Source organism: Mangrovimonas yunxiaonensis (assembly GCF_000733475.1).
GTDB classification, from domain to species: domain Bacteria; phylum Bacteroidota; class Bacteroidia; order Flavobacteriales; family Flavobacteriaceae; genus Mangrovimonas; species Mangrovimonas yunxiaonensis.
Genome location: NZ_JPFK01000002.1, coordinates 374,971 through 395,582, shown reverse-complemented (window position 1 = coordinate 395,582; position 20,612 = coordinate 374,971). Strand labels below are relative to the sequence as shown.

Annotated in this window: 25 protein-coding genes; 6 read left to right on the top strand and 19 right to left on the bottom strand. The window is 38.9% G+C overall.

The window, feature by feature from the left end:
* The first annotated feature begins 86 nt into the window (after positions 1-86).
* Positions 87-284 (top strand): hypothetical protein, encoded by a 198-nt coding sequence (locus IA57_RS12690; protein ID WP_036118520.1) that lies wholly within the window; start codon positions 87-89, stop codon positions 282-284.
* Positions 285-342: 58 nt separating this feature from the next.
* Here IA57_RS12690 and IA57_RS01910 read toward each other — a convergent pair whose 3' ends face one another.
* A complete protein-coding gene (locus IA57_RS01910; protein WP_036118516.1) occupies positions 343-1,287 on the bottom strand; it encodes a LysR family transcriptional regulator in 945 nt (314 codons plus the stop codon).
* 105 nt (positions 1,288-1,392) lie between these two features.
* Between IA57_RS01910 and IA57_RS01905 the strand changes: the two genes are divergently transcribed.
* Complete coding sequence (locus IA57_RS01905) at positions 1,393-1,872, top strand: Dps family protein (RefSeq protein WP_036118513.1); 480 nt, start codon at positions 1,393-1,395, stop codon at positions 1,870-1,872.
* Between the two features lie 66 nt (positions 1,873-1,938).
* Here IA57_RS01905 and IA57_RS01900 read toward each other — a convergent pair whose 3' ends face one another.
* The 7 genes from IA57_RS01900 to IA57_RS01870 form a co-directional block, all read right to left on the bottom strand.
* The gene (locus IA57_RS01900) at positions 1,939-2,370 is read right to left on the bottom strand and encodes a DUF2141 domain-containing protein (RefSeq protein ID WP_036118510.1); all 432 of its coding nucleotides are present in this window, start codon (positions 2,368-2,370) and stop codon (positions 1,939-1,941) included.
* 107 nt (positions 2,371-2,477) lie between these two features.
* Positions 2,478-3,812 carry a DUF58 domain-containing protein gene (locus tag IA57_RS01895; RefSeq protein ID WP_036118508.1) on the bottom strand — a complete coding sequence of 445 codons (1,335 nt, stop codon included), beginning with the start codon at positions 3,810-3,812 and terminating at the stop codon, positions 2,478-2,480.
* A gap of 9 nt (positions 3,813-3,821) precedes the next feature.
* Positions 3,822-4,805 carry an AAA family ATPase gene (locus IA57_RS01890; protein WP_036118505.1) on the bottom strand — a complete coding sequence of 328 codons (984 nt, stop codon included), beginning with the start codon at positions 4,803-4,805 and terminating at the stop codon, positions 3,822-3,824.
* Complete coding sequence (locus tag IA57_RS01885; protein ID WP_036118501.1) at positions 4,787-6,010, bottom strand: DUF4350 domain-containing protein; 1,224 nt, start codon at positions 6,008-6,010, stop codon at positions 4,787-4,789. The genes IA57_RS01890 and IA57_RS01885 overlap by 19 nt, the downstream gene beginning before the upstream one ends.
* Positions 6,007-6,750, bottom strand: a complete 744-nt coding sequence (locus IA57_RS01880) for a DUF4129 domain-containing protein (RefSeq protein ID WP_036118740.1) — start codon at positions 6,748-6,750, stop codon at positions 6,007-6,009. The genes IA57_RS01885 and IA57_RS01880 overlap by 4 nt, the downstream gene beginning before the upstream one ends.
* Positions 6,743-7,615 carry a hypothetical protein gene (locus IA57_RS01875; protein WP_036118498.1) on the bottom strand — a complete coding sequence of 291 codons (873 nt, stop codon included), beginning with the start codon at positions 7,613-7,615 and terminating at the stop codon, positions 6,743-6,745. Before IA57_RS01875 ends, IA57_RS01880 begins: the two co-directional genes overlap by 8 nt.
* Positions 7,593-8,579, bottom strand: a complete 987-nt coding sequence (locus tag IA57_RS01870) for a stage II sporulation protein M (RefSeq protein ID WP_036118494.1) — start codon at positions 8,577-8,579, stop codon at positions 7,593-7,595. Before IA57_RS01870 ends, IA57_RS01875 begins: the two co-directional genes overlap by 23 nt.
* A gap of 32 nt (positions 8,580-8,611) precedes the next feature.
* On the opposite strand from IA57_RS01870, the gene IA57_RS01865 reads away from it, so the two are divergent.
* Together IA57_RS01865 and IA57_RS01860 are read left to right on the top strand one after the other, a co-directional pair.
* Positions 8,612-9,328 (top strand): RDD family protein, encoded by a 717-nt coding sequence (locus IA57_RS01865; protein ID WP_036118737.1) that lies wholly within the window; start codon positions 8,612-8,614, stop codon positions 9,326-9,328.
* A complete protein-coding gene (locus IA57_RS01860) occupies positions 9,328-9,933 on the top strand; it encodes a trimeric intracellular cation channel family protein (RefSeq protein WP_036118491.1) in 606 nt (201 codons plus the stop codon). Before IA57_RS01865 ends, IA57_RS01860 begins: the two co-directional genes overlap by 1 nt.
* On the opposite strand, the gene IA57_RS01855 is transcribed toward IA57_RS01860, so the two are convergent.
* On the bottom strand, positions 9,930-10,634 hold the full coding sequence (locus IA57_RS01855) for a peptidylprolyl isomerase (protein ID WP_036118488.1): 705 nt from the start codon (positions 10,632-10,634) through the stop codon (positions 9,930-9,932). The two genes, IA57_RS01860 and IA57_RS01855, sit on opposite strands and share 4 nt — an antisense overlap.
* Before the next feature lie 123 nt (positions 10,635-10,757).
* On the opposite strand from IA57_RS01855, the gene IA57_RS01850 reads away from it, so the two are divergent.
* Both IA57_RS01850 and IA57_RS01845 read left to right on the top strand, forming a co-directional pair.
* Positions 10,758-11,321, top strand: a complete 564-nt coding sequence (locus tag IA57_RS01850; protein ID WP_308418510.1) for an NUDIX hydrolase — start codon at positions 10,758-10,760, stop codon at positions 11,319-11,321.
* Between the two features lie 49 nt (positions 11,322-11,370).
* Positions 11,371-12,168 carry a lysophospholipid acyltransferase family protein gene (locus IA57_RS01845; protein WP_036118484.1) on the top strand — a complete coding sequence of 266 codons (798 nt, stop codon included), beginning with the start codon at positions 11,371-11,373 and terminating at the stop codon, positions 12,166-12,168.
* A gap of 2 nt (positions 12,169-12,170) precedes the next feature.
* Here IA57_RS01845 and IA57_RS01840 read toward each other — a convergent pair whose 3' ends face one another.
* From IA57_RS01840 to IA57_RS01795, 10 genes are all read right to left on the bottom strand, one after another.
* Positions 12,171-12,809, bottom strand: coding sequence for a hypothetical protein (locus IA57_RS01840; RefSeq protein WP_036118481.1), 639 nt, complete (start codon positions 12,807-12,809; stop codon positions 12,171-12,173).
* 4 nt (positions 12,810-12,813) lie between these two features.
* On the bottom strand, positions 12,814-13,308 hold the full coding sequence (locus tag IA57_RS01835; RefSeq protein ID WP_036118735.1) for an RNA polymerase sigma factor: 495 nt from the start codon (positions 13,306-13,308) through the stop codon (positions 12,814-12,816).
* Positions 13,309-13,372: 64 nt separating this feature from the next.
* Positions 13,373-14,077: a lysoplasmalogenase gene (locus tag IA57_RS01830; protein ID WP_051880941.1), complete on the bottom strand. Its 705-nt coding sequence runs from the start codon at positions 14,075-14,077 to the stop codon at positions 13,373-13,375.
* Between the two features lie 3 nt (positions 14,078-14,080).
* Positions 14,081-14,845 carry a tryptophan synthase subunit alpha gene (gene trpA / locus IA57_RS01825; RefSeq protein WP_036118479.1) on the bottom strand — a complete coding sequence of 255 codons (765 nt, stop codon included), beginning with the start codon at positions 14,843-14,845 and terminating at the stop codon, positions 14,081-14,083.
* Positions 14,846-14,857: 12 nt separating this feature from the next.
* Positions 14,858-16,039, bottom strand: coding sequence for a tryptophan synthase subunit beta (gene trpB / locus IA57_RS01820; protein WP_036118476.1), 1,182 nt, complete (start codon positions 16,037-16,039; stop codon positions 14,858-14,860).
* 14 nt (positions 16,040-16,053) lie between these two features.
* Positions 16,054-16,698: a phosphoribosylanthranilate isomerase gene (locus IA57_RS01815; RefSeq protein ID WP_308418509.1), complete on the bottom strand. Its 645-nt coding sequence runs from the start codon at positions 16,696-16,698 to the stop codon at positions 16,054-16,056.
* A complete protein-coding gene (gene trpC, locus IA57_RS01810) occupies positions 16,695-17,477 on the bottom strand; it encodes an indole-3-glycerol phosphate synthase TrpC (RefSeq protein WP_036118470.1) in 783 nt (260 codons plus the stop codon). The genes IA57_RS01815 and trpC overlap by 4 nt, the downstream gene beginning before the upstream one ends.
* Complete coding sequence (gene trpD / locus IA57_RS01805) at positions 17,474-18,466, bottom strand: anthranilate phosphoribosyltransferase (RefSeq protein WP_036118466.1); 993 nt, start codon at positions 18,464-18,466, stop codon at positions 17,474-17,476. Before trpD ends, trpC begins: the two co-directional genes overlap by 4 nt.
* 44 nt (positions 18,467-18,510) lie before the next feature.
* Positions 18,511-19,074: an anthranilate synthase component II gene (locus tag IA57_RS01800; RefSeq protein ID WP_036118463.1), complete on the bottom strand. Its 564-nt coding sequence runs from the start codon at positions 19,072-19,074 to the stop codon at positions 18,511-18,513.
* A 25-nt stretch (positions 19,075-19,099) separates the two neighbouring features.
* Complete coding sequence (locus tag IA57_RS01795; protein WP_036118727.1) at positions 19,100-20,506, bottom strand: anthranilate synthase component I family protein; 1,407 nt, start codon at positions 20,504-20,506, stop codon at positions 19,100-19,102.
* Positions 20,507-20,612 lie beyond the last annotated feature (106 nt).

Sequence of the window (20,612 nt, the reverse complement as noted above, 5' to 3'; positions counted from 1 at the left end):
AAATTTCTTATATTTATAAGGTAATAAAAACGCTATATTTAGCCTATTAAACAAATCTACCTAACCCAAAAACCGAAAAACTAATTATGGCAAGAGCAATGTTTGAGTACACCAAAACTGTACTTAAAAAAGTAAGTTTTGATACTGCGTTGTTCTGTAAAGAAGTGCAAAAAGCAACCCAACGTTTATTGCCCTACGAAATTGAAGAATTACGGATTTTTATCCAATCTTTAGTTCGACAGAACCCAGAGTTAAACCAATGTTTAATATATTTAAAGCATTAAAATAAAAGAAAAAGCGACCTGACGAGGTCGCTTTTTTTATATGCTACTTACTGTATGGTTACTTTTTTCTCGGGAGCGGGCTAATTATATTAACATTCTGAAAGGTAATGGCGCCTCTAACAATGCCAGAAATTGTATCGTAAAGCGCTTCGATAATCTGCATTTTTAATTCGCTTTTATGATATATTAGACTTACTTCTCTTGCAGGAGAAGGCTCGGTAAAATAACGTAGGTTGGGTTTAAAACTATCGTTAATTTCTAGGGTGTGTAAGTATGGCAGTAGCGTCATGCCTAAACCTTCGTTCGAGAGTTTAACCAATGTTTCTATACTACCACTCTCTAGCTGAAAACTGTCATCACCTTGGTCTTTAAAGGATTTGCAGAGGTTAAGTACGCCATCTCTAAAGCAATGCCCATCTTCTAAAAGCAGCATATCCTGTAGGTCTAGATCGTTGGGATCTATGGTTTTGTTTTTAAACAGCCTATGGTTAGAGGGCGTATAACCAACAAATGGCTCGTAGTAAAGTACACGCTCTTTAAGGTGCTCGTTCTCTAGCGGCGTTGCAGCAATGGCCGCATCTAAATGGCCATCTTCTAAACGTTGCATGGTCTCTTCGGTGGTGAGCTCTTCAATTTTTAATTTTACCTTGGGATATTTTTTTATAAAGGTCTTTAAAAACATGGGTAGCAATGTAGGCATGATGGTTGGGATAATACCCAACTTAAACTCCCCGCCTATAAACCCTTTTTGTTGGTCTACAATATCCTGAATTCTATCCGACTCGTTAACAATGTTTTTTGCTTGGTAAACAATCTTTCTGCCTACATCGGTAAGTTCGATGGGTTTTTTGCTGCGGTCAAAAATTAGAACGTCAAGTTCTTCCTCAAGCTTTTGTATTTGCATGCTTAAGGTAGGTTGCGTTACAAAGCAGCTTGAAGCGGCTTTGGTAAAGTTTTTATGTTCGGCTACGGCTAAAACGTAATGAAGTTGTGTAATGGTCATATAATATCAATTTAGCCTATAAAAATATAAAAACTATCAATTCTATTTATTAAAATTCTGTGATTAATAGGTTAAATTTGTAGTAAATAAATAAAACCCAATATTATGACATTAAATACCATAGGATTAAATAAAAACGAAACCAAGGCTTTAGCAAACGATTTAAACACCTTGTTGGCGAATTTTCAGCTATATTATCAAAACTTAAGAGGCATTCATTGGAACATTAAAGGCAAAGCTTTTTTTGACCTTCATGCCAAGTTTGAAGAGCTATATACCGATGCCAATATAAAGGTAGATGAGGTTGCCGAGCGTATTTTAACCTTAGGCGGAACGCCGCTTCATACATTTGAAGATTACACTAAGGCAGGGCGCGTTCCTGTAGGAAAAAACATTTCGCAAGACGAAAAAGCCGTAAGGCTGATTGTTGATTCGTTGTCTGAACTTTTAAAAATTGAGCGGGCAATTTTAAACAAGTCTGGTGAAGTTGATGATGAGGGTACCAACGCCATGATGAGCGACTTTATTACCGAGCAGGAAAAAACCGTTTGGATGATGAAAGCTTGGTTGGGCGAAACCGTATAATCATTTGATTGATTTTTGATTGATAGAGAAAGTCTGGCACCTTAATAGGCGCCGGGCTTTTGTAGTTTAAAACCTAATGGTTACCTCTAGGTTTTTATTGGTGATTTCAAATTGCGCATCATGAAATGTTGGTGGCCCAAATAGCATGGGATTGTTGCTCATACCATAAGGTTCTAAAGGCATGCCCGAAGTATCAAAATCCATGCGGTTGTTGTCGTTCTGGTCATGTAAAACCATAATGGCATAACTGCCGGGCTTAAGGTTGGGTAAAGTAGCCAAAACGGTATCTCCTTCTGCTTTTAATTTTACATTTTGAATTCCTTTGGTTTTCATAAATGTATTTTGGTTGTGCAAACCAATTAAAATATGCCCTTTAGCATTTAGCACGTTGGCAATCTTTATGGTAACGGTGTAAGTTTTAGTGGTGTAGGGAAGGGTTTGGGATGTACAAAAAAATGAAGTGAGTAAGGTGGTTAAAACAATGGCTAATGTTTTCATAATACAGGTGTTTTTCAATTAATAACACTGTAAAAGTCCTAAGAATTTAAGACCGGTAAAAAGATAACTTACCGAATTGTTGTTTTACCCCGATAAGTTGTTATGCCCTATTGTAATAGGCCTCTAGCTTTAATTTCTAAATATTTATTGATGGTGTTTATGGTGAGCTTTTCTGGCGGGGTTAAAATGGTTTGAATGCCGTGCTTGTTAAGCTCTTTGGCCATAAGTCTTTTTTCGTATTGAAACTTTTCGGCTATGGTTTTCTGATAAATGGTTTCAATAGCCTCTGCATCTTGAAGGACAAGCTTGGAGAGCTCTGTGTTTTCAAACATGACAACGACCAGTAAATGCTGTTTCGATATGGCTAACAAATAAGGCAGTTGGCGCTTTAAAGCGCTAATGTGTTCGAAGTTGGTGTATAACATCATTAAACCTCTATGGGGGGCTTTTCGTTTTAAATGCGCGTAAAGGTTGCCAAAATCGCTATCGTGAAACTGGGTATTTATGTTGTAAAGGGTTTCTATAATTTGGTTAAGATGGGTGAGTTTGTTTACTGGCGGAATAAAAGATTCTATGGTTTTAGAAAAGGACACCATGCCAACCTTATCGTGCTTTTTTAGCGCAACATTACTAAATGCCAACGTACTGTTTATGGCATAATCCAATAGTTTTAGGCCTTCAAAGGGCATTTTCATAACACGTCCCGTATCGATAACCGAGTAAATGGGTTGCGATTTTTCATCTTGATACTGGTTAACCATCAAATGGCTTTTTTTGGCGGTCGCTTTCCAGTTTATGGTTCTAAAATCGTCTCCCGGAACATACTCCTTAATTTGTTCAAATTCTTGGGTGTGGCCAATACGCCTAATTTTTTTCATGCCTAGAGCAGTTAAATTATGGCTTATGGCAAGAAAGTCGTATTTCTGCATTTGAATAAAAGAAGGGTAAACCTTTACCATTTGTGCATTCTGGAATTGGTATTTGCGTTTTACAATTTTTAACGGACTGAAAACATAAATGTTCAGGTTACCAAAAGTGTACTCGCCACGCTCTACGGGCCTTACAAAATAATCGAAATTATATTGGCCAAAGGCAGGTAAAGTAACGTTATGCAAAAAATCGCGTTTTTGAAGTTGCATAGGAAGCTCGTCAATAACCTCAAGATAGACCTTTAGTCCATAATTGTTTTTTATGGTTATAGATACGGGGTTTTTATCGCTATTAGAAAAGCGCTCTGGAAGCAGTCTGCCAGCAACTATGTTTTTTTTGGGGTTGTAAATGGCAAGTAAATCGGATAGCAATAGCGCACTTACAACAACAACGCCAATCCAGGCTACGGCATAGAAAATAGGTGCCCAAAAGGCCAATAAAAAACATAGGGCAACAAGGGCCAGGTAGTAGTAAAAATTAGCGTGTATGTAAAGCGATTTTAAAAAGGCCATATCCTACTTTTATCTCGGGATTTCTACAGATTGTATAATCATATCGATAACGTGCTCTGTGGTTACGCCTTCCATTTCGCGTTCTGGTGTAAGGATAATTCTATGGTTTAATATGGGTTTAAGGGCTTTTTTTACATCTTCTGGCATAACAAAATCCCGGCCGTTTATAGCAGCAAAGGCTTTGGCGGTGTTTAGTATGGCTAGCGATGCCCTTGGCGAACCTCCTAAATACAGGTGTGGGTGGTTTCTTGTTTTTTGAACAATTTCTGCGATATAATTGATGATTTTCTTTTCTACAACAATGTGCTGAATTTTTGTTTTGTACTCGGTAAGTTTCTCGGTGTCTAAAATACCCGAAACTAAGGTTTGCGGTTTCTGGCCTTTGCGGTTGTGGTGGGTTTCAATTATTTTTATTTCTTCTTCTAGCGAGGGGTAATCGACCTTTATTTTAAAGATAAACCGGTCTAATTGCGCTTCGGGCAAGGCATAGGTGCCTTCTTGCTCTATGGGGTTTTGGGTGGCCAAAACCATAAAGGGAGGCGCCAGGCTGTAGGTAGTGCCATCTATTGTTGCTTGGCGCTCTTCCATGGTTTCGAACAGGGCGGCTTGAGTTTTGGCTGGCGCACGGTTAATTTCATCAATTAAAACAATGTTGGAAAAAATAGGGCCTCGTTTAAACTCGAAATCGGAGATTTTTGTGTTAAAAATAGATGTTCCCAATACGTCGCTAGGCATTAAATCGGGGGTAAACTGTATGCGGCTAAAATTGGTTTTTAACGATTTTGCAAACAGTTTTGCCGTAACGGTTTTGGCAATTCCCGGCACGCCTTCAATTAAAACATGGCCATCGGCCAACAAGGCAACGATAAGTAGCTCGATAAACGTTTCTTGACCAATAATAACGTTGCCCAATTCGGCCTTAATATCATCAACAGCTTGTTTTAACTCGGTTAGGGATATTCTGTCGTTGAATGCTAGGTTGTCGTTTTCCATGTGTTTTTATGTTTGAAGGAGTCTATTCTTTTACTAATAGTTTCCAATTCTGTTTGTGTAATATGTTGTTTGTCTTGTAAGGTCTCTATAGCTTTAAAAAGGGCTAAGGTATCTTCAAGGGTGTTGTTGCTCCTGCTGGCTAAATGCTTAAGGAATGTGTGATCGATGGTGGTGGTAGGCAAATTAAATTGTAGCCTAATGTAATCCATAAAATGCTTGATTTTCTGATTGGCAAGAAGTTTATGATCACCTTTGTTTAGGTACATATTAGCTACCGTTTGCGTAAAAGCTATGGTTTGGTTTTTAAGCGGTGGTATTACGGGTATGGCACGTTGTTTTCGTTTGCCTTCGAAAAGCACATAAATCAATACTCCTATAAGCATGGTATAATACGCCCATTTAAGCGGTTTGTTGTTTAAAAAAACATACAATGGGGAGGTATAAAATGTTTTGCCCGTTTTGTAGTGGTTGTCCAGAAAAATGGTCTTGTTCTTATTTAAATATGATATTAAACTAGCGGTATAGCGGCTATTTTGCTCTTTTAAAATAAAATAGTTTGTAAAGGCCTGCGGGAAGGCACTTAGTATAATTTGTCCTTTTCCGAAGGGATATTTTATAATGTTTATATGGGCTTCTTTTAATGTTGAAACAGTATTGGTTTTGTTGTCTACAACCCCAATAACCGAAGTATTTAGGGTGTCGATTGTTTTAAAGGCAGTCATGTGGCTGGCTTTGTTAAAATGAACAAGATTCTGGGAGAGGTGCTTGTTTTTTATTTGAAGCGAATAAACATTTTTAAGGTTGTTAATGTTGCTTACAACAGCAGTTTCTAAGTTGAGAGTGTCTAAAAGGGTTCTGGAAAAATTTTCGGCAGCGATAAACAAGGTATTACCTTTACTAGCCCACTCTAAAAGCTTTTCGGTTTCTGTGCTGTCAAATTCCAAAGCATCGTTTATAAACACATAGGTGCCTGTCATGTCTGGGTTTTGCTCGAGGTATTTGTATGGTGGGGTAAAGGTGTTTTTAACATCTGGAGCAAACTTTTGTATTTGCTCGTTAAAAACATACGTGCCAAAAGGCATTTTATGATGCTTGGCATAAGACGGGTACCAGTTAATTTCTTTGGGTTTAACGTACTCGTACGCTATAATGGAAAGCAAGATTATAACCGTTAAAATCAAATATGTCTTTATGCGTTTTGTCAAAGTGATTTTATGGTATTATTTAATTGTTCAAAAATGGTTTTTAGCGTATTAAATTTGGCTTCCTCTACATTAAACTCACCATACCAAACATAGTCGTATATATGTGTGGCTTCGGCAAAACCAGGCTTTAAGGAGGTAGGTTCTAGTTCCGCAAGGTAATCGGTATTTGTTTTTTGCTGTTGCCAGTGTATAAGCTCTTTTTCGGTTAAATACTTTAATGTAAGCAAATAGTAATACCTTATGGCCAAGCGGTAATTGTTTTGGTGTATGGCTTTTGAGATTAAAGCTTCAATATCTTCATTTTTTATAATGTGCTCTTCGTTAGAGAGTGTCACACTTCCGGTTTTTTTAAGGGCACCAACAGGTTGTTTTTGGCTGTAGTTAATAAACAGTTTTATAAGGGTGTATAATAAAATGCCAAGGAGGAGGTAGGGCAGGGCCTTTAGAATGAGTTGTAGTATGCCTGTCGCTTTTTCAACCCCAAAAATAAACTCCAAGATTTTAAGCAGGATGTTTTTGGCCCAATTGATAATCTTGTTAAAAATGTTGGGTCCTGCGGTGCTTTCTTCGTAATTAAACGCGGGGTTTTCCTTATAGGTGTTAAGGTCGTCTTGTGAGATTTCCCAAAGCTGGTTTTTGGTGTGGTCGTAAACCACGGTAAGCGAATCTGCTTGGCCAAAAGCCAAAACAGAAAACAAACCAAAAAAGAGCACAAGGGTTTTAAGCACAGTATTAAGCATTTTTTCCAATAGAATCGATGCGTTCCATTGTTCCAGTAAAGTTTTTCTTTTCGTTTAAATTGAAATATACAAATACGCCGCCTACGGTTAAAACAAGATTTAGAATAAACTTAAACAAGTAACTGAATAGGTTAAGTACAATGTAAATGGGGTCTGTAAACGATTCGTTCATGGTTGCGGGGTCTATCTCGCCCGAAAATATTCCGGTTTTAATTAAACTGTAGATGCCGGCAGGCAAGCTAAAGGCATAGCCCGCAACGCTAATAATTAAACCAAGCACAAAAATGGTGACCCAAGTTCCCCAAAAGTCCTCCTTAATTAAGGTGTAGCTGTAGCTATAGGCATCGGAAGCATTTTTGTTTTCGAAAACATAAATGCTAAACACCACAAACATAGGAACCATAAAATAAAACACGGGTAAAAGGCAAAGCATCATGGCAATAATAAGCGTGACCCACTTTAAAACACTTAGCCCAGCAAACCCCCAAAAAGTATCTTTTACATGCTGTTTAACCTCTATAGCGTTAACATGCCCACGGTTATCGATGTAGGATTTAATGTAGTGAATTACGGCGGTGTTTGCATAAATGTAGGTTACAGCACCGGTTACAACAAAAAGGCCAAGCGCTAAAAACATTAAGCCAAGATTGGTAGGAAGCTCTGTTTCTCCTAATTGAAAATCCAGAACACCACCAGAGGCATATAGGTAAAACGAAAACGATACCAAGAACAGCACCAAATAAGGGGCGCAAATGTGTAGGATAAGTTTAAAAAAAGGCGAAAACTCTTGCCTGATAAAACCAAAACTATCACCTAAAATATCACCTAGTTCACGACGTTTTTTAAATTCGATAAGCTGTTTCATAATTAAGGGTCATTTGTTTTTTATGTAACTGTCTGGGGTAAATAATGTAATAAAATATAATGAGGGCCAACGAGCCACAAATAATTAAAATGGCTAACCAATCGGGCATTTCGGTATGTCTGGTTACAAAGCCTTCTAAAAAGCCGGCAATAATAAAAAAGGGAATGGTGCTAATTAAGATTTTTAGCCCGTTTTTAACTCCGCGTTTAAAAGCCTCTAGCCTAGTGTAGGTGCCGGGAAACAAAAGGCCGTTGCCTAAAACCAAACCAGAACAACCAGCAATAATAATCACCGATATTTCTATGGTGCCATGAATCCAGATGGTTCTGGCAGACTCCCAAAGCAGTCCTTGCTCGTAAAAAAAATACTGAAAACTCCCTAGCATGACCCCGTTTTGAAGCATGATAAAAAGCGTGCCTACGCCAAGTAATATGCCGTAGGCAAAAGCCATAAGGGCAACTTTAATGTTGTTAAGCGTAATGCCAAGAAACATGTTAAACTCGCCTTGCTGTTTATACACGGCCATGGGGTCGCCTTTTTTAATGTTATTTAGTGTCATGTTTACATACCCATCTCCTAAAAATGACCTGACAAAGTCGCCTTCGTTGGCCGCCGAAAAAGCGCCAACAATAGCAAAAAGGGCGAAAACCAAAAATGCAATTAAAAGTTCGCGTTGGTAGTTGTAAAACTCGTAGGGAAACTCGGTTTTAAAAAAGGCGATAACCCGATTTTTAGAGGTCTTTTTCGTCTTGTAAATGTTTTGGTGCGCTTGCGATGCCAATTGATTTAGGTAATTGGCTGTTTGACTATCAGGGTAAAATGTTTTGGCGTAGCTTAGGTGGTCTGTAACTTCAATATACAGATTGGAGAGTTCGTTAGGAGGCATGCTGGTTTTATTTGAAAGAAGCCTTTCAAATTTTAACCATTTATCTTTATTTTGCCTAACGAAAGCTGCTTCTCGCATCTATGGGAATTTGCTTTCAAAGAAAAGAAAATATGGAAGAATTTCAAATTGAAACCGCCCAAAATATAGGGATTAAACAGAACGTAGCCCATCTTGGCGACCGCATTTTGGGCTATCTTATAGATGGCGTGGTTGTTTTTGCTTACACCTTAATTATAATTGTTGTTTTAATGGCGATGGATATTACTCTAGAAGACTCTTGGGCCATTTATTTACTGTTGTCTCTGCCTGCATTTATTTACCCTGTTTTGTTTGAAACGTTTTGGGACGGGAAGACCATAGGAAAGTATGCGGTTAAAACTCGAGTTGTAAAATTAGATGGTTCCAAACCTGGTTTCACAGATTATCTGTTGCGCTGGTTGTTGCGCGTTATAGATATTTCTATTTCTTCGGGCGGAATTGCGGTACTAACCATTTTAATTAAAGGCAATGGGCAGCGGGTAGGCGATATAGCTGCAGGCACAACAGTAATAAGCGAAAAGGCAAAAATTTCCATTCACGATACAGTAATGCAGGATGTGCCAGATAATTATGTGCCCACTTACAGCCAAGTAACGGTTTTTACCGACCATGAAATGCAAACGGTTAAAGGGCTGTACAAAAAAGCTATAAGTAATGGCGAGCATAATGTTGTGTTAGCTTTGTACAAAAGGCTAAAGCGTGTCATGCAAGTAGAGCCTAAAGAAAAACCTGTAGATTTTGTTTCTACGGTTATAAAAGATTATAATTACTATACTCAAACCATGTAATGTTTTTTCAGTTTTTAGACATATTAGGGACCATTGCCTTTGCCATATCTGGTGTTTTGGTCGCGTTGGAAAAAAGAATGGACCCGTTTGGGGTGCTCATTATTGCCTTCGTTACTGCCGCAGGTGGTGGTACATTGCGCGATGTGCTTATTGGCCAAACACCAGTTACCTGGATGACCAACATGACCTATGTTTATGTTATTATAGGATCTACGGTTTCTGCCATACTGCTTAGAAGGCATATAAATTATTTGCGTACATCGTTGTTTTTATTCGATACAATAGGCATTGGCCTGTATACCGTTGTGGGTGTAGAGAAAGGACTGTCTGTAGGGTTGCACCCTATTATATGTGTGGCTTTAGGTACCATGACAGCCTGTTTTGGTGGCGTTACAAGAGATATTTTAAGTAACGAGATTCCCGTTATTTTTAGAAAGGAAATTTATGCTACGGCATGTATAATTGGTGGTGCAACGTATTTTATGTTGCATTATTTCCCCATAAAGGAGAATGTTATTTTTGTTATTTCTGGAGCCGTTGTTATCGCTATAAGGCTCTTGGCAGTTAAATTTAAAATTAGCCTGCCTAGTATTTATAGAGATTAGTCAATAAGCCTTATTTTCTGAATATAAATGTTGTGTAGGGGCCATTCGCTGTCGTCGGTTTTTTGTTTGGCAATTTCATCAACCACCTCCATGCCTTTTATTACTTTTCCAAAAATGGTATAATCGCCATCTAAATGGTGGGCGCCGCCCTGTTGCTGAACAATAAAAAACTCGTAAGGCGAGGCCAGTTTATAAGGGTTATCTATTTCGCTACTGGGCATGCTAATAACACCTCTATCGTGTTTAAACCCTCTTTTGGTGTCGGGAGGAAGCAGGTATTTTCCAATATCGTTGCGTTTGCGCATGATTGCTCTGTCGTCTGTACTGCCACCCTGAATAATAAAGTTGTTTACTATGCGGTAAAACTGGGTATTGTCGAAGTACTGCTGCTTAGTAAGAAAAATAAAATTGGCTCTGTGAAACTTGGTTTCATTAAACAATAGGATGTCAATATCGCCAAAATCGGTTGTAATTCGCACCTTGTTTTCCTTATTTTCTTTTTCGTATTGAAGGAAAAACTCCATGGCGTTTTCATCATTCAATAAAGGGAATTCCCGTTGAGGTGCTTCGGGGGTGTTTTTGGTGACTTCCTTTTTTTTCTCTGTTTTAGTTTTGTTCTTAGGCGCAGAAGGTTTATTTTTATTGTTTTCACAGTTTACTAAAAGTAAGGCAAAAAGAAAAATAAGGCTAATTTTTTTCATTGTAAAGCTTTATAAGATATCAATTCAGACTAACGGAATTAACGAATGGATTTCAGTGTTTTTTTATATTCAATTCCAAAAATAAAAAATATACCCCTTCCAGCAGAACCATCGCAATTTAAAATGTCCCCACCATTTCGGGAGGCATTGCAGGCCCAGCAAAAAGAAGAGATGAAAACAGCAAGGAAAGCAGCGGTTATGGCGTTGTTTTATCCAGATGAGAACAAGCATACCAAGCTGGTTTTAATCTTAAGAAAAACATACCGTGGGGTTCACTCGGCCCAAATTGGGTTTCCTGGGGGAAAGTTGGAAATGTTTGACGACTCGATGGCGAGTGCTGCTTTAAGGGAAACCGAAGAAGAAGTGGGCGTGTCTAAAAAATACGTCGAGGTGTTAAGAGCATTGACCAAGGTTTACATCCCGCCGAGCAATTTTTTTGTCCACCCGTTTATAGGCGTTACCAAAAAAACGCCTGTGTTCATGAAGCAAGACGATGAGGTTGAGGAAATTATACACGTATCGTTATACGATTTTTTAAACCCCGACAATGTGGTGAACAAAAAAGTAACCACATCTTATAAGAAGGATGTGGTGGTGCCAGCCTTTAGTTTAAATGGCCATATTGTTTGGGGTGCAACAGCAATGATGTTGAGCGAAATCAAAGATCTGCTAAAACAAGCCCTGTAAGGCGAAGTTTTATTACTTTTGTAGTTCTAAAAAATTTCGAACAAACTTTATGGGATTATTTAAGAAAAATCCTTTTGGACATATACTTTTTCTAAAAAAGTGGCTTATTAGAATTATGGGCGCCATATCGCATAGGCGTTTTAGAGGCTTTAACGAGCTGCAAATTGAAGGGTCTGATGTGTTGCGAAACCTGCCAGATACCAATGTGCTTTTTATTTCTAACCACCAAACTTACTTTGCCGATGTGGTGGCCATGTTCCATGTGTTTAATGCAAGCTTAAGCAACCGCGACGACAATATTAAAAATATTGGTTATCTGTGGAACCCTAAGTTGAATATTTATTATATCGCTGCCAAAGAAACCATGCGTGCCGGATTGTTGCCAAAAATATTGGCGTATGCCGGAGCCATTCCTATAGAGCGCACATGGCGTTCGGCAGGAAAGCAGGTTAACCGCCAAGTTAAAATGAGTGATATTACGAACATTAAAAGAGCACTAGATGATGGATGGGTTATTACATTTCCGCAAGGCACTACCACTCCTTTTAAACCTATAAGAAAAGGAACAGCCCATATAATAAAGCAATACAAGCCTGTGGTGGTACCTATTGTTATAGATGGGTTTAGACGGTCGTTCGATAAAAAGGGCCTTCGGGTAAAAAAGAAGAACATTCTGCAAACCATGGAAATTAAAGCGCCCTTAAGCATTGATTATGATAACGAAACCAACGAGCAGATTGTAGAAAAAATAGAATATGCCATAGAGCAACACCCTTCGTTTTTAAAAGTTATTCCACAAGAGGTGTTGGAAGAGCAGGAAAAGCTCAATAAAAAACGCGAGTGGTAAGACTAAATGTTCAGGTGCTTTAGCTCTTTGTAGTTTTTATTAAGGCGTTTTAATAAAATGCCGTAAACCAACCAATAGAACAGCAGTAACACGCCTATAACAGCAACAAGAATTAATAGGGTAGCAATTATAATGCCGGCATAAAGCTTAAAAGCTTCTCCGTTTGCTGCTGCTTGGTTTACCTGTGAGATAAGTTGTTGGTCCATTTTAAACTCTATACAAAGCACCACAATCACCGAAACAACAAGGTAAATAAGGTTAAAGGCAACATAATGTTTAACGGTCTTTCTGGTTTTTAAAATGTTTTCCATAAGCACTTTGGCATTGTCTGTAGCCGAAATGCGTTTGTAATTCCTAAAAAACAGGTAGAAAAAATACACCAAAATGGCGTAACCAAGAACCGCCAACGGAATCATGATGGCATTAGTATCTAACTCCTCAAAGCGTTTCATGTTCTCGGTGTCTTTTAAAAACACGGCAATAACACTCCAGAAAATAAATTCTAGAAGGCTTATTATAAAAATCCACTTCACGATAGAAGAAGATCGTTTAAGGATCATGCTATATATCTCATCGTAAGATACCTTAGGGTATTCTTCGTTGGCTTTCCAGTCTTTTTTCAATAACTCCAATTCATCCATAATCTCACGGATTTAAAATGGTTTTTAATTTCTTTTTCACACGATTCATTTTCACTCTGGCATTCACTTCAGAAATTCCTAAAGTATCACTAATCTCGCTGTAATTTTTATCTTCCAAATAGAGTAGAACCAAAGCTTTTTCAATATCGTTTAGCTCGTGTATGGCTTGGTACATAAGTTTTAATTGCACCTCTTCGGTTTGGTCGTACTCTTCTGTTTTAATTTTAAATTGAACGGTATCGAACTCTTGGGTCTTTATTTTTCGGGTTGACTTCCTATACAGTGTTATGGCTGTATTTAGAGCAACGCGATACATCCAGGTGCTAAATTTCGAATCGCCACGAAACTTGGGGTAGGCTTTCCAAAGTTGTATGGTAATTTCCTGAAAAAGATCCTTGTGCGATGCTTGGTCGTTGGTATAAAGCCTACATACTTTATGCACAATATTTTGATGCTCTTCCAGCAGTTCAACAAAATTATGTTCTAAAGATTTGTTCAATGTTTTGGTTGGTGTTCTAAAGCTATTTGTAGCCAAAAACGGCAACTTGTTACACGTTTACAGCTTATTTTTTATTTTGATTTAAATTTAAATTTAAATTTAAATGCTCTCCTTGTTGTAAAATGCCCAATACAATTAAAAGTTGTGCTAAACCGTAGGTTAGCATAATGCTTAAATTGGCAAGGGGCATGGGTTTGTAAAATTTATTTAATGCTAGAATACTGTCTGAAATTAAAAAAAGAAGGGCTCCTGTAAAGACCAAAACAAAACTTTGGCTGCTTACTTGTCCTTTTCTTAAATAGGCATAGGTAGCCATGCTTAAAATAACCAGCATGTAGGCGATAACCGGAATAAGCATTTCGTTTAAGTTGTCCTTTAATAGGTTGAATAAAAGCAAGGCGTAGGCTACTAAAGCTATTAAAACATACCGCGCGTTTAATAAGGAGGTCGATGTTTTAGAAAACACTAAAACATATAGTATATGAGCTATTAAAAAAGCGAGTAACCCCAAGATAAAAAAGAGGTGTGAGTGCTCTTGAAACAATAAAAAAACATCGCCCAATAAGGAAAAAACCAAGGCTAAAAATGTAAGGGTTACCGTGCTTTTGTTTAAGTGTGTAGCATTGCTTCTAAAAAATACAATTAGAGCGGTTAACAGCAGCGGTTTGGTTACATAACGAAAGTCGTTAAGCGCTAAAAAACTAGAGCATATAAGCTCTAAGGTTAGCAGAACTAAAAAAAATACAACAAACTTAACGTGTTTAAACATGGATTACGGTCTTATGGTACCGATAAAAGTATCTATTTTTTCAATACCAAATTCGTTTAAGAACGTAATAAATGCACTTCCTATAATGGCGCCTTTACTATTAGTAGTTGCTTGGGTATACGAATCATGGTCTTTAATTCCAAAACCAACTATTTGTGGGGTATTAAGCTGCATGCGATTAATTCTTTTAAAATAGTCTGTTTGTGTGGTGCCGAAGCTAGCGGTATTCCCCGTTGTTGCAGCAGAACTTACCATATAGATAAACCCGTTGGAAACCGAATCGATAAACCGAATGCGTGCTTCTGAGGTTTGTGGGGTAATTAAAAACACATTAATTAAACCATGGGCCTCAAAAATAGATTTGTATTGCTCCAGATATTCTTCCATTGGGAGGTCTGGAATAATAAGGCCATCAATACCAATGTCTTGGCATTTTTTACAAAAAGCTTCAACGCCATATTGGAGTATGGGGTTAAAATACCCCATAATAAGCAGGGGGATATTAACCGTTTTTCTAATGTCTTTAAGCTGTTCAAACAGCACTTCGGTAGTCATACCATTTCTTAACGCTTGTTCAGAACTGGCTTGAATGGTAGGCCCATCGGCCAAGGGGTCGCTAAAAGGTAGGCCAATTTCAATCATGTCTACTCCAGATTGTTCTAGCTTTTCAATTAGGGGTGTTGTGTCTTTTAACGTTGGGTAGCCTGCCGTGATGTATATAGAAAGCAGCTTTTTGCTGTGTTGTAATTTACTGATAATTCTGTTCATGATCCTGTTGCATTAAACATTAAAATATGAAATGTAGTTGTCTAGGTCTTTGTCGCCACGGCCTGAAAGGCAAAGCACGACAATGTCGTTGGGTTTAAAGTGTTTTTTATTGAAAACGGCCAGGGCATGCGAGCTTTCAATAGCCGGGATAATACCCTCTAACTGGCAAAGCTCTAGTCCTGATTTCATGGCTTCATCATCGGTAACTGCAATAAATTCTGCGCGACCAGAATGGAATAAATGCGCATGCATAGGCCCTATACCGGGATAATCCAGCCCCGCCGAAATGGAATACGGCTCGGTAATTTGTCCATCTTTGGTTTGCATAAGTAGCGTTTTACTGCCGTGAATAATGCCTTCGCGGCCCAAGGTAGATGTAGCGGCACTTTTACCAGAGTTAATACCATGACCTGCAGCTTCGGCGGCAATAAGCTTAACCGAAGGGTCCTCTAAAAAATGATAATACGCCCCTGCTGCATTGCTGCCCCCGCCAACACAGGCAATCACATAATCTGGCGTGGGGGTGTTTTCGTGTGTCATAAGTTGCTGCTTTATTTCTTCTGAAATAACACTTTGAAATCGTGCAACCATGTCTGGGTAGGGGTGTGGGCCAACCACACTCCCAATAATATAATGGGTGTCTACAGGGTTGTTTATCCAATCTCTAATGGCTTCGTTTGTTGCATCTTTCAAGGTTTTGCTCCCCGATGTTGCAGGAACTACCTTGGCGCCTAACATTTTCATTCTAGCAACATTTGGAGCTTGACGTTTTATATCTATTTCACCCATATAAACCACACATGTTATGCCCATAAGGGCGCAAACAGTTGCTGTGGCCACACCGTGTTGCCCGGCACCAGTTTCGGCAATAATGCGTGTTTTGCCTAGACGTTTTGCCATTAAAATTTGCCCAATGGTATTGTTTATTTTATGAGCGCCAGTATGATTAAGGTCTTCGCGTTTTAAGTAAATTTTGGTGTTGTAGGCTTTAGAAAGCCGTTTGGCAAAATACAAAGGCGAAGGCCTGCCGACATAGTCTTTAAGGAGCTGCTGAAACTCTTCTTGAAAGGCTGAATCGCTCATGATGTTTAAATAGTTTTGGCGTAACTCCTCTACATTGGGGTAGAGCATTTCTGGAATATAGGCGCCGCCAAATTCTCCGTAGTATCCTTTGCTGTTAATGTTGTAGCTCATGGTTTTTGTGTTTCCTAACGTTTTTCGTATCCCGTGCCGGTTGGCATGTTTTGTTTAAATGTTTTTAGTAATTCGATGTCTTTAAGACCAGGCTCAATTTCAAATTGGCTGTTTACGTCAAGGCCATAACAGTGTTTGGCGCTGGAGTGTTTTAAAAAGCCGTTAAGGGCCTCGATGCTGTTTAACCCAATGCCCCCACTTAAAAAGTAAGGTGTTGTAGCGGGATAATGCTTTAAAACCTCCCAGTTAAACGTTGTGCCATTCCCTCCGGGGAGTTTCCCTTTAGTATCGAAAAGAAAAAAATCGACAAAAGTTTCGTAGGCTTCAAGTTGCTGGAAATTAAAGGTGTCTTTTATTGAAAATGCTTTAATCACTTCAACACGGCTTTGTTTTAAGGCAGCGCATAATTCGGGCGGTTCTTGCCCGTGTAATTGAACGGCCTGTAAGTCGTGCTTGGTTATTTGTGTTTTGATGGTGTTGCTATGTGCATTAACGAAAACCCCAGTTTTTTTTATGTTTTTAGGAAGTTTAGGAATGGTGCCATTAAAATAACGCTGCGATTTTTCGTAGAAAATAAAGCCCAGATAATTGGGGCGTAAGGCAGCAGCCTCTAGCAGATTGTCGTTATATTTCATGCCGCAGATTTTTAAATTCATCATACCAGTTGTTTAATAAATTGTGCAGCACTCTGTTCTGGGTTTGGGGTTTTCATAAAGGTTTCACCAATTAAAAACCCTTGATAGCCGTAGGTTTTTAAATCCTTAATGGCGACTACATCGCTAATGCCACTTTCCGAAACTTTTACAAACTCATCTGGAATTAGTGTAGACAAGGATTTGCTGGTATTTAAACTCACGTTAAATGTTTTTAAATCACGGTTGTTAACACCCAGAAGATCCAGGCTTGGCATTAGCGATTTATTGAGCTCTTCTTGGTTGTGTACTTCCAATAAAACTTCAAGCCCTAGTTGTTGGGCTGTTTTAGAAAGCGACGCTATGGCTTCGCGACTTAAAACGGCAGCAATAAGCAAAATGGCATCTGCGCCGTAGGCTTTTGCTTCAACAATTTGGTACTCGTCTATAATAAACTCTTTTCTTAGTAAGGGTATAGTTGTAGAAGCTCTGGCTAGTAGTAAATCGTCCAGCGAGCCACCAAAATATTTGCCATCAGTTAAAACAGAAACCCCACAGGCGCCCGCTTTTTCATAACCTAAGACAACATCCTGAACATTTAAAGATTGATTGATAACCGATTTTGAAGGGGATCGCCTTTTATGTTCGGCGATAATGCCGGAAGGACTGTTTTTTAACCTTTGGCTTAACGAAACGGTTTCTCTCTCGAACAATACCGATTTCTCTAGTTGTGATGTGGGAATCAGCTGCTTTTTTAGGGCAACTTCTTTGCGTTTGCTAGAAATAATGTGGTCTAGAATGTTCATTGACTTAGTTGGATTAAGGTGTTGAAACTGGCTTTGGCCCGTCCACTTTTTAATGACTCTTGCGCCATAAGGTAGCTATCTGCTATAGACGTGTTTTTTACGGTTGAAATAGCTAGCGCGGCATTGGCGCAAACCACTTTGTTTTGTGCTTCGGTACCCTTTCCCGAAAGGATGTCGTTGAATATTTTAGCAGAACTTTCAATGGAGTTTCCGCCGTAAACATCGGTAGGCTTTAACGCTTCAGAATTAAAATGAGAAGGGGTTAAAATGGTTTCGCCATTGTTTTTTACAACCTTGGTGTTTCCTGTAAGGGAAACTTCATCGTAACCATCTATGGCGTGAACAATACAATAGTTTTTATCGGTTTTTTGATAAAGGTAACTGTACAGGCGCAAAAGTTCCAGATTAAAAACTCCAACAAGCTGGTTTTTAGGAAAAGCTGGATTTACCATTGGCCCAAGCATGTTAAAAAAGGTTTTTACCCCTAATTCACGCCTAATGGGCGCTACATGTTTCATGGCCGGATGAAATAGCGGCGCGTGCAACACACAAATGTTAGCCTTGTCTAAACAGGTTTTTAAAAAGGCTTCGTCCTGGCTAAACTTTATACCGAAAAACGCCATAACATTGCTTGACCCAGAAACCGATGACACGCCGTAATTGCCATGTTTGGTAACATTAACCCCGGCGCCGGCTGTAATAAAAGAGGCTAGTGTAGAGATGTTAAAGGTGTTTTTACCATCGCCCCCGGTGCCACATAGATCTATGGTGTTGTAGTCGCTAACATTAACAGGTATGCAGAGTTCTAAAAGCGCTTCTCGAAATCCTTGCAGTTCTTCAACGGTAATGCTGCGCATTAAATATACGGTAAGAAAAGCGGCTATTTGACTTTGGTTATAATCGCCCTTAGAGATGTTTACTAGGACTTGTTTGGCTTCTTCTGTCGAGATGTTTTCGTGGTTGATAAGCCTGTTTAATATTTGTTTCATTATAAGTTTCTGTGTAAAAGGTCAACGGTTTGTTTTAATAGTAACTAGCTGTTTAACCAGTTTTTTAGTATGTGCTTTCCCTTTGGGGTTAGTATGGATTCGGGATGAAATTGTACCCCTTTTACGTCGTAAATTTTGTGGCGTAACGACATTAGCTCGCCATTGTTATCAAAAGAAGTCGCTTCCAAAACCTCGGGAAGCTGTTTGTTTACCACCCATGAGTGGTAGCGCCCTACCGAAATGGTTTTTTCTATGTCCTTAAAAATGGGGTCGTCTGCTACAATGTTAATGGTGGTTGCAACGCCGTGATAAACCGTGCTAAGGTTAATAAGCGACCCGCCAAAAACTTCGCCTATGGCTTGCATGCCCAAGCAAATACCAAGAATGCTTTTTTTAGGAGCATAAGTGGCAATAATGGCCTTGAGCAAACCAGCCTCGTCTGGAACTCCTGGCCCGGGAGAAAGTAGGATTTTGTCGTAATCTTCAACCTCTTCCAGAGCAAGTTGGTCGTTGCGCTTTACCGTAACGTTACAATCTAGGTCTTCTAAATAGTGTACTAGGTTGTAGGTAAAGCTGTCGTAATTATCAATAACTAAAATATGTTTCATGGTGTTTTAACGTTACGGCTGTTGTTTAAATGGTTTTTGCTAAGTCAAGGGCTTTTGTAAGGGCACCTAATTTATTATAAACTTCTTGTAATTCGCTATCGGCATTGGATTTTGAAACAATGCCAGCACCAGCTTGCCAATGGAGCTTGTTGTTTTTGCTTAAGAAGGTTCTAATCATTATGGCGTGATTAAAGTTGCCTTCAAAATCCATAAAGCCAATGGCACCGCCATAAAACTCACGGCTTGTTTTTTCGTATTCTTCAATAAGTTGCATGGCCCTATGTTTTGGTGCGCCACTTAAAGTGCCCGCAGGAAATGTATCGGCCACAACGTCCATGGTTGTCGAGTTTTTGTGTTTTATTCCTGTAACCTTGCTTACCAAATGAATAACGTGCGAGAAGAATTGAATCTCTCGGTTGGTCTCTACGGTAACCTTGCTTCCGTGGCGGCTTAAGTCGTTTCTTGCTAGGTCTACCAGCATGATGTGTTCGCTATTTTCTTTGTCGTCTTGTGCCAATGTTTTGGCTAGTAAAGCATCTTTTTCGTCGTTGCCCGTACGTTTAAAGGTCCCGGCAATGGGGTGGATTTCTGCTTTATGGTCTTTAACAATAAGTTGCGCTTCGGGCGAGCTTCCAAATATTTTGAAATTGCCATAATCAAAATAAAACAAATAGGGAGATGGGTTAATGCTTCTCAAAGCACGATAAACATTAAACTCATCGCCTTTAAACGGTTGAGAGAATTTTTTCGATAATACCAATTGAAACACATCGCCGCGGGCGCAGTGCTTTTTAGCTAGTGCAACCTGGTTTTTGTAATCGTCGTCTGTTAGATTAGATTCCAGATTGCCGTCTGTTGAAAAGTTGTATGAAGCGAGGTTCTCGGTTTTAATAAGTTGGTGCAATTCCTCAATATTATTGTTGTCGCTATCCAAGCAATGGGCAAAAATGTAGGCTTCATTTTTATGGTGGTCAATGGCGATGATGTTTTTGTAAACAGCATAAAAAATATCTGGAATGCCTTGGTTGTTGGGTTTTTTAGTGATTTTTATGTTCTCAAAATATCTTACAGCATCGTAGGCTGTGTAACCAAAAACACCGGTGTTTATAAACTTGAATGCGGTTTGGGTAGTCACTTTAAACCGTTTGGTGAAATGGTGTATGCTTTCCGATACCTTGGTGCTAGGGGATATTGGGGTAACTTGCTTACTGCCATCTGGAAACTGTTGGGTAATTGTTTCGTCCTGAATTTTTATAGTAGCTATTGGGTTGCAGCAAATGTAAGAGAAGCTGTTGTTGTTAGAGTGGTAGTCGCTACTTTCCAGCAAAATGCTATTGGGATATTTATCTCTAATTTTTAAATAAATGCTAACAGGGGTAATGGTGTCTGCCAGAATTTTTTTGTAGTGGGTGTATAAGTTGAAAGTTGTCATGTTTTTTAAATAAAAAAAGGCTTGTCGTGAATGACAAGCCTTTATATTGTTTTGGTTAAAAAATACAATAGGGTTTAGTTCACGAAAGTTGCGTTTCGAGAATTCC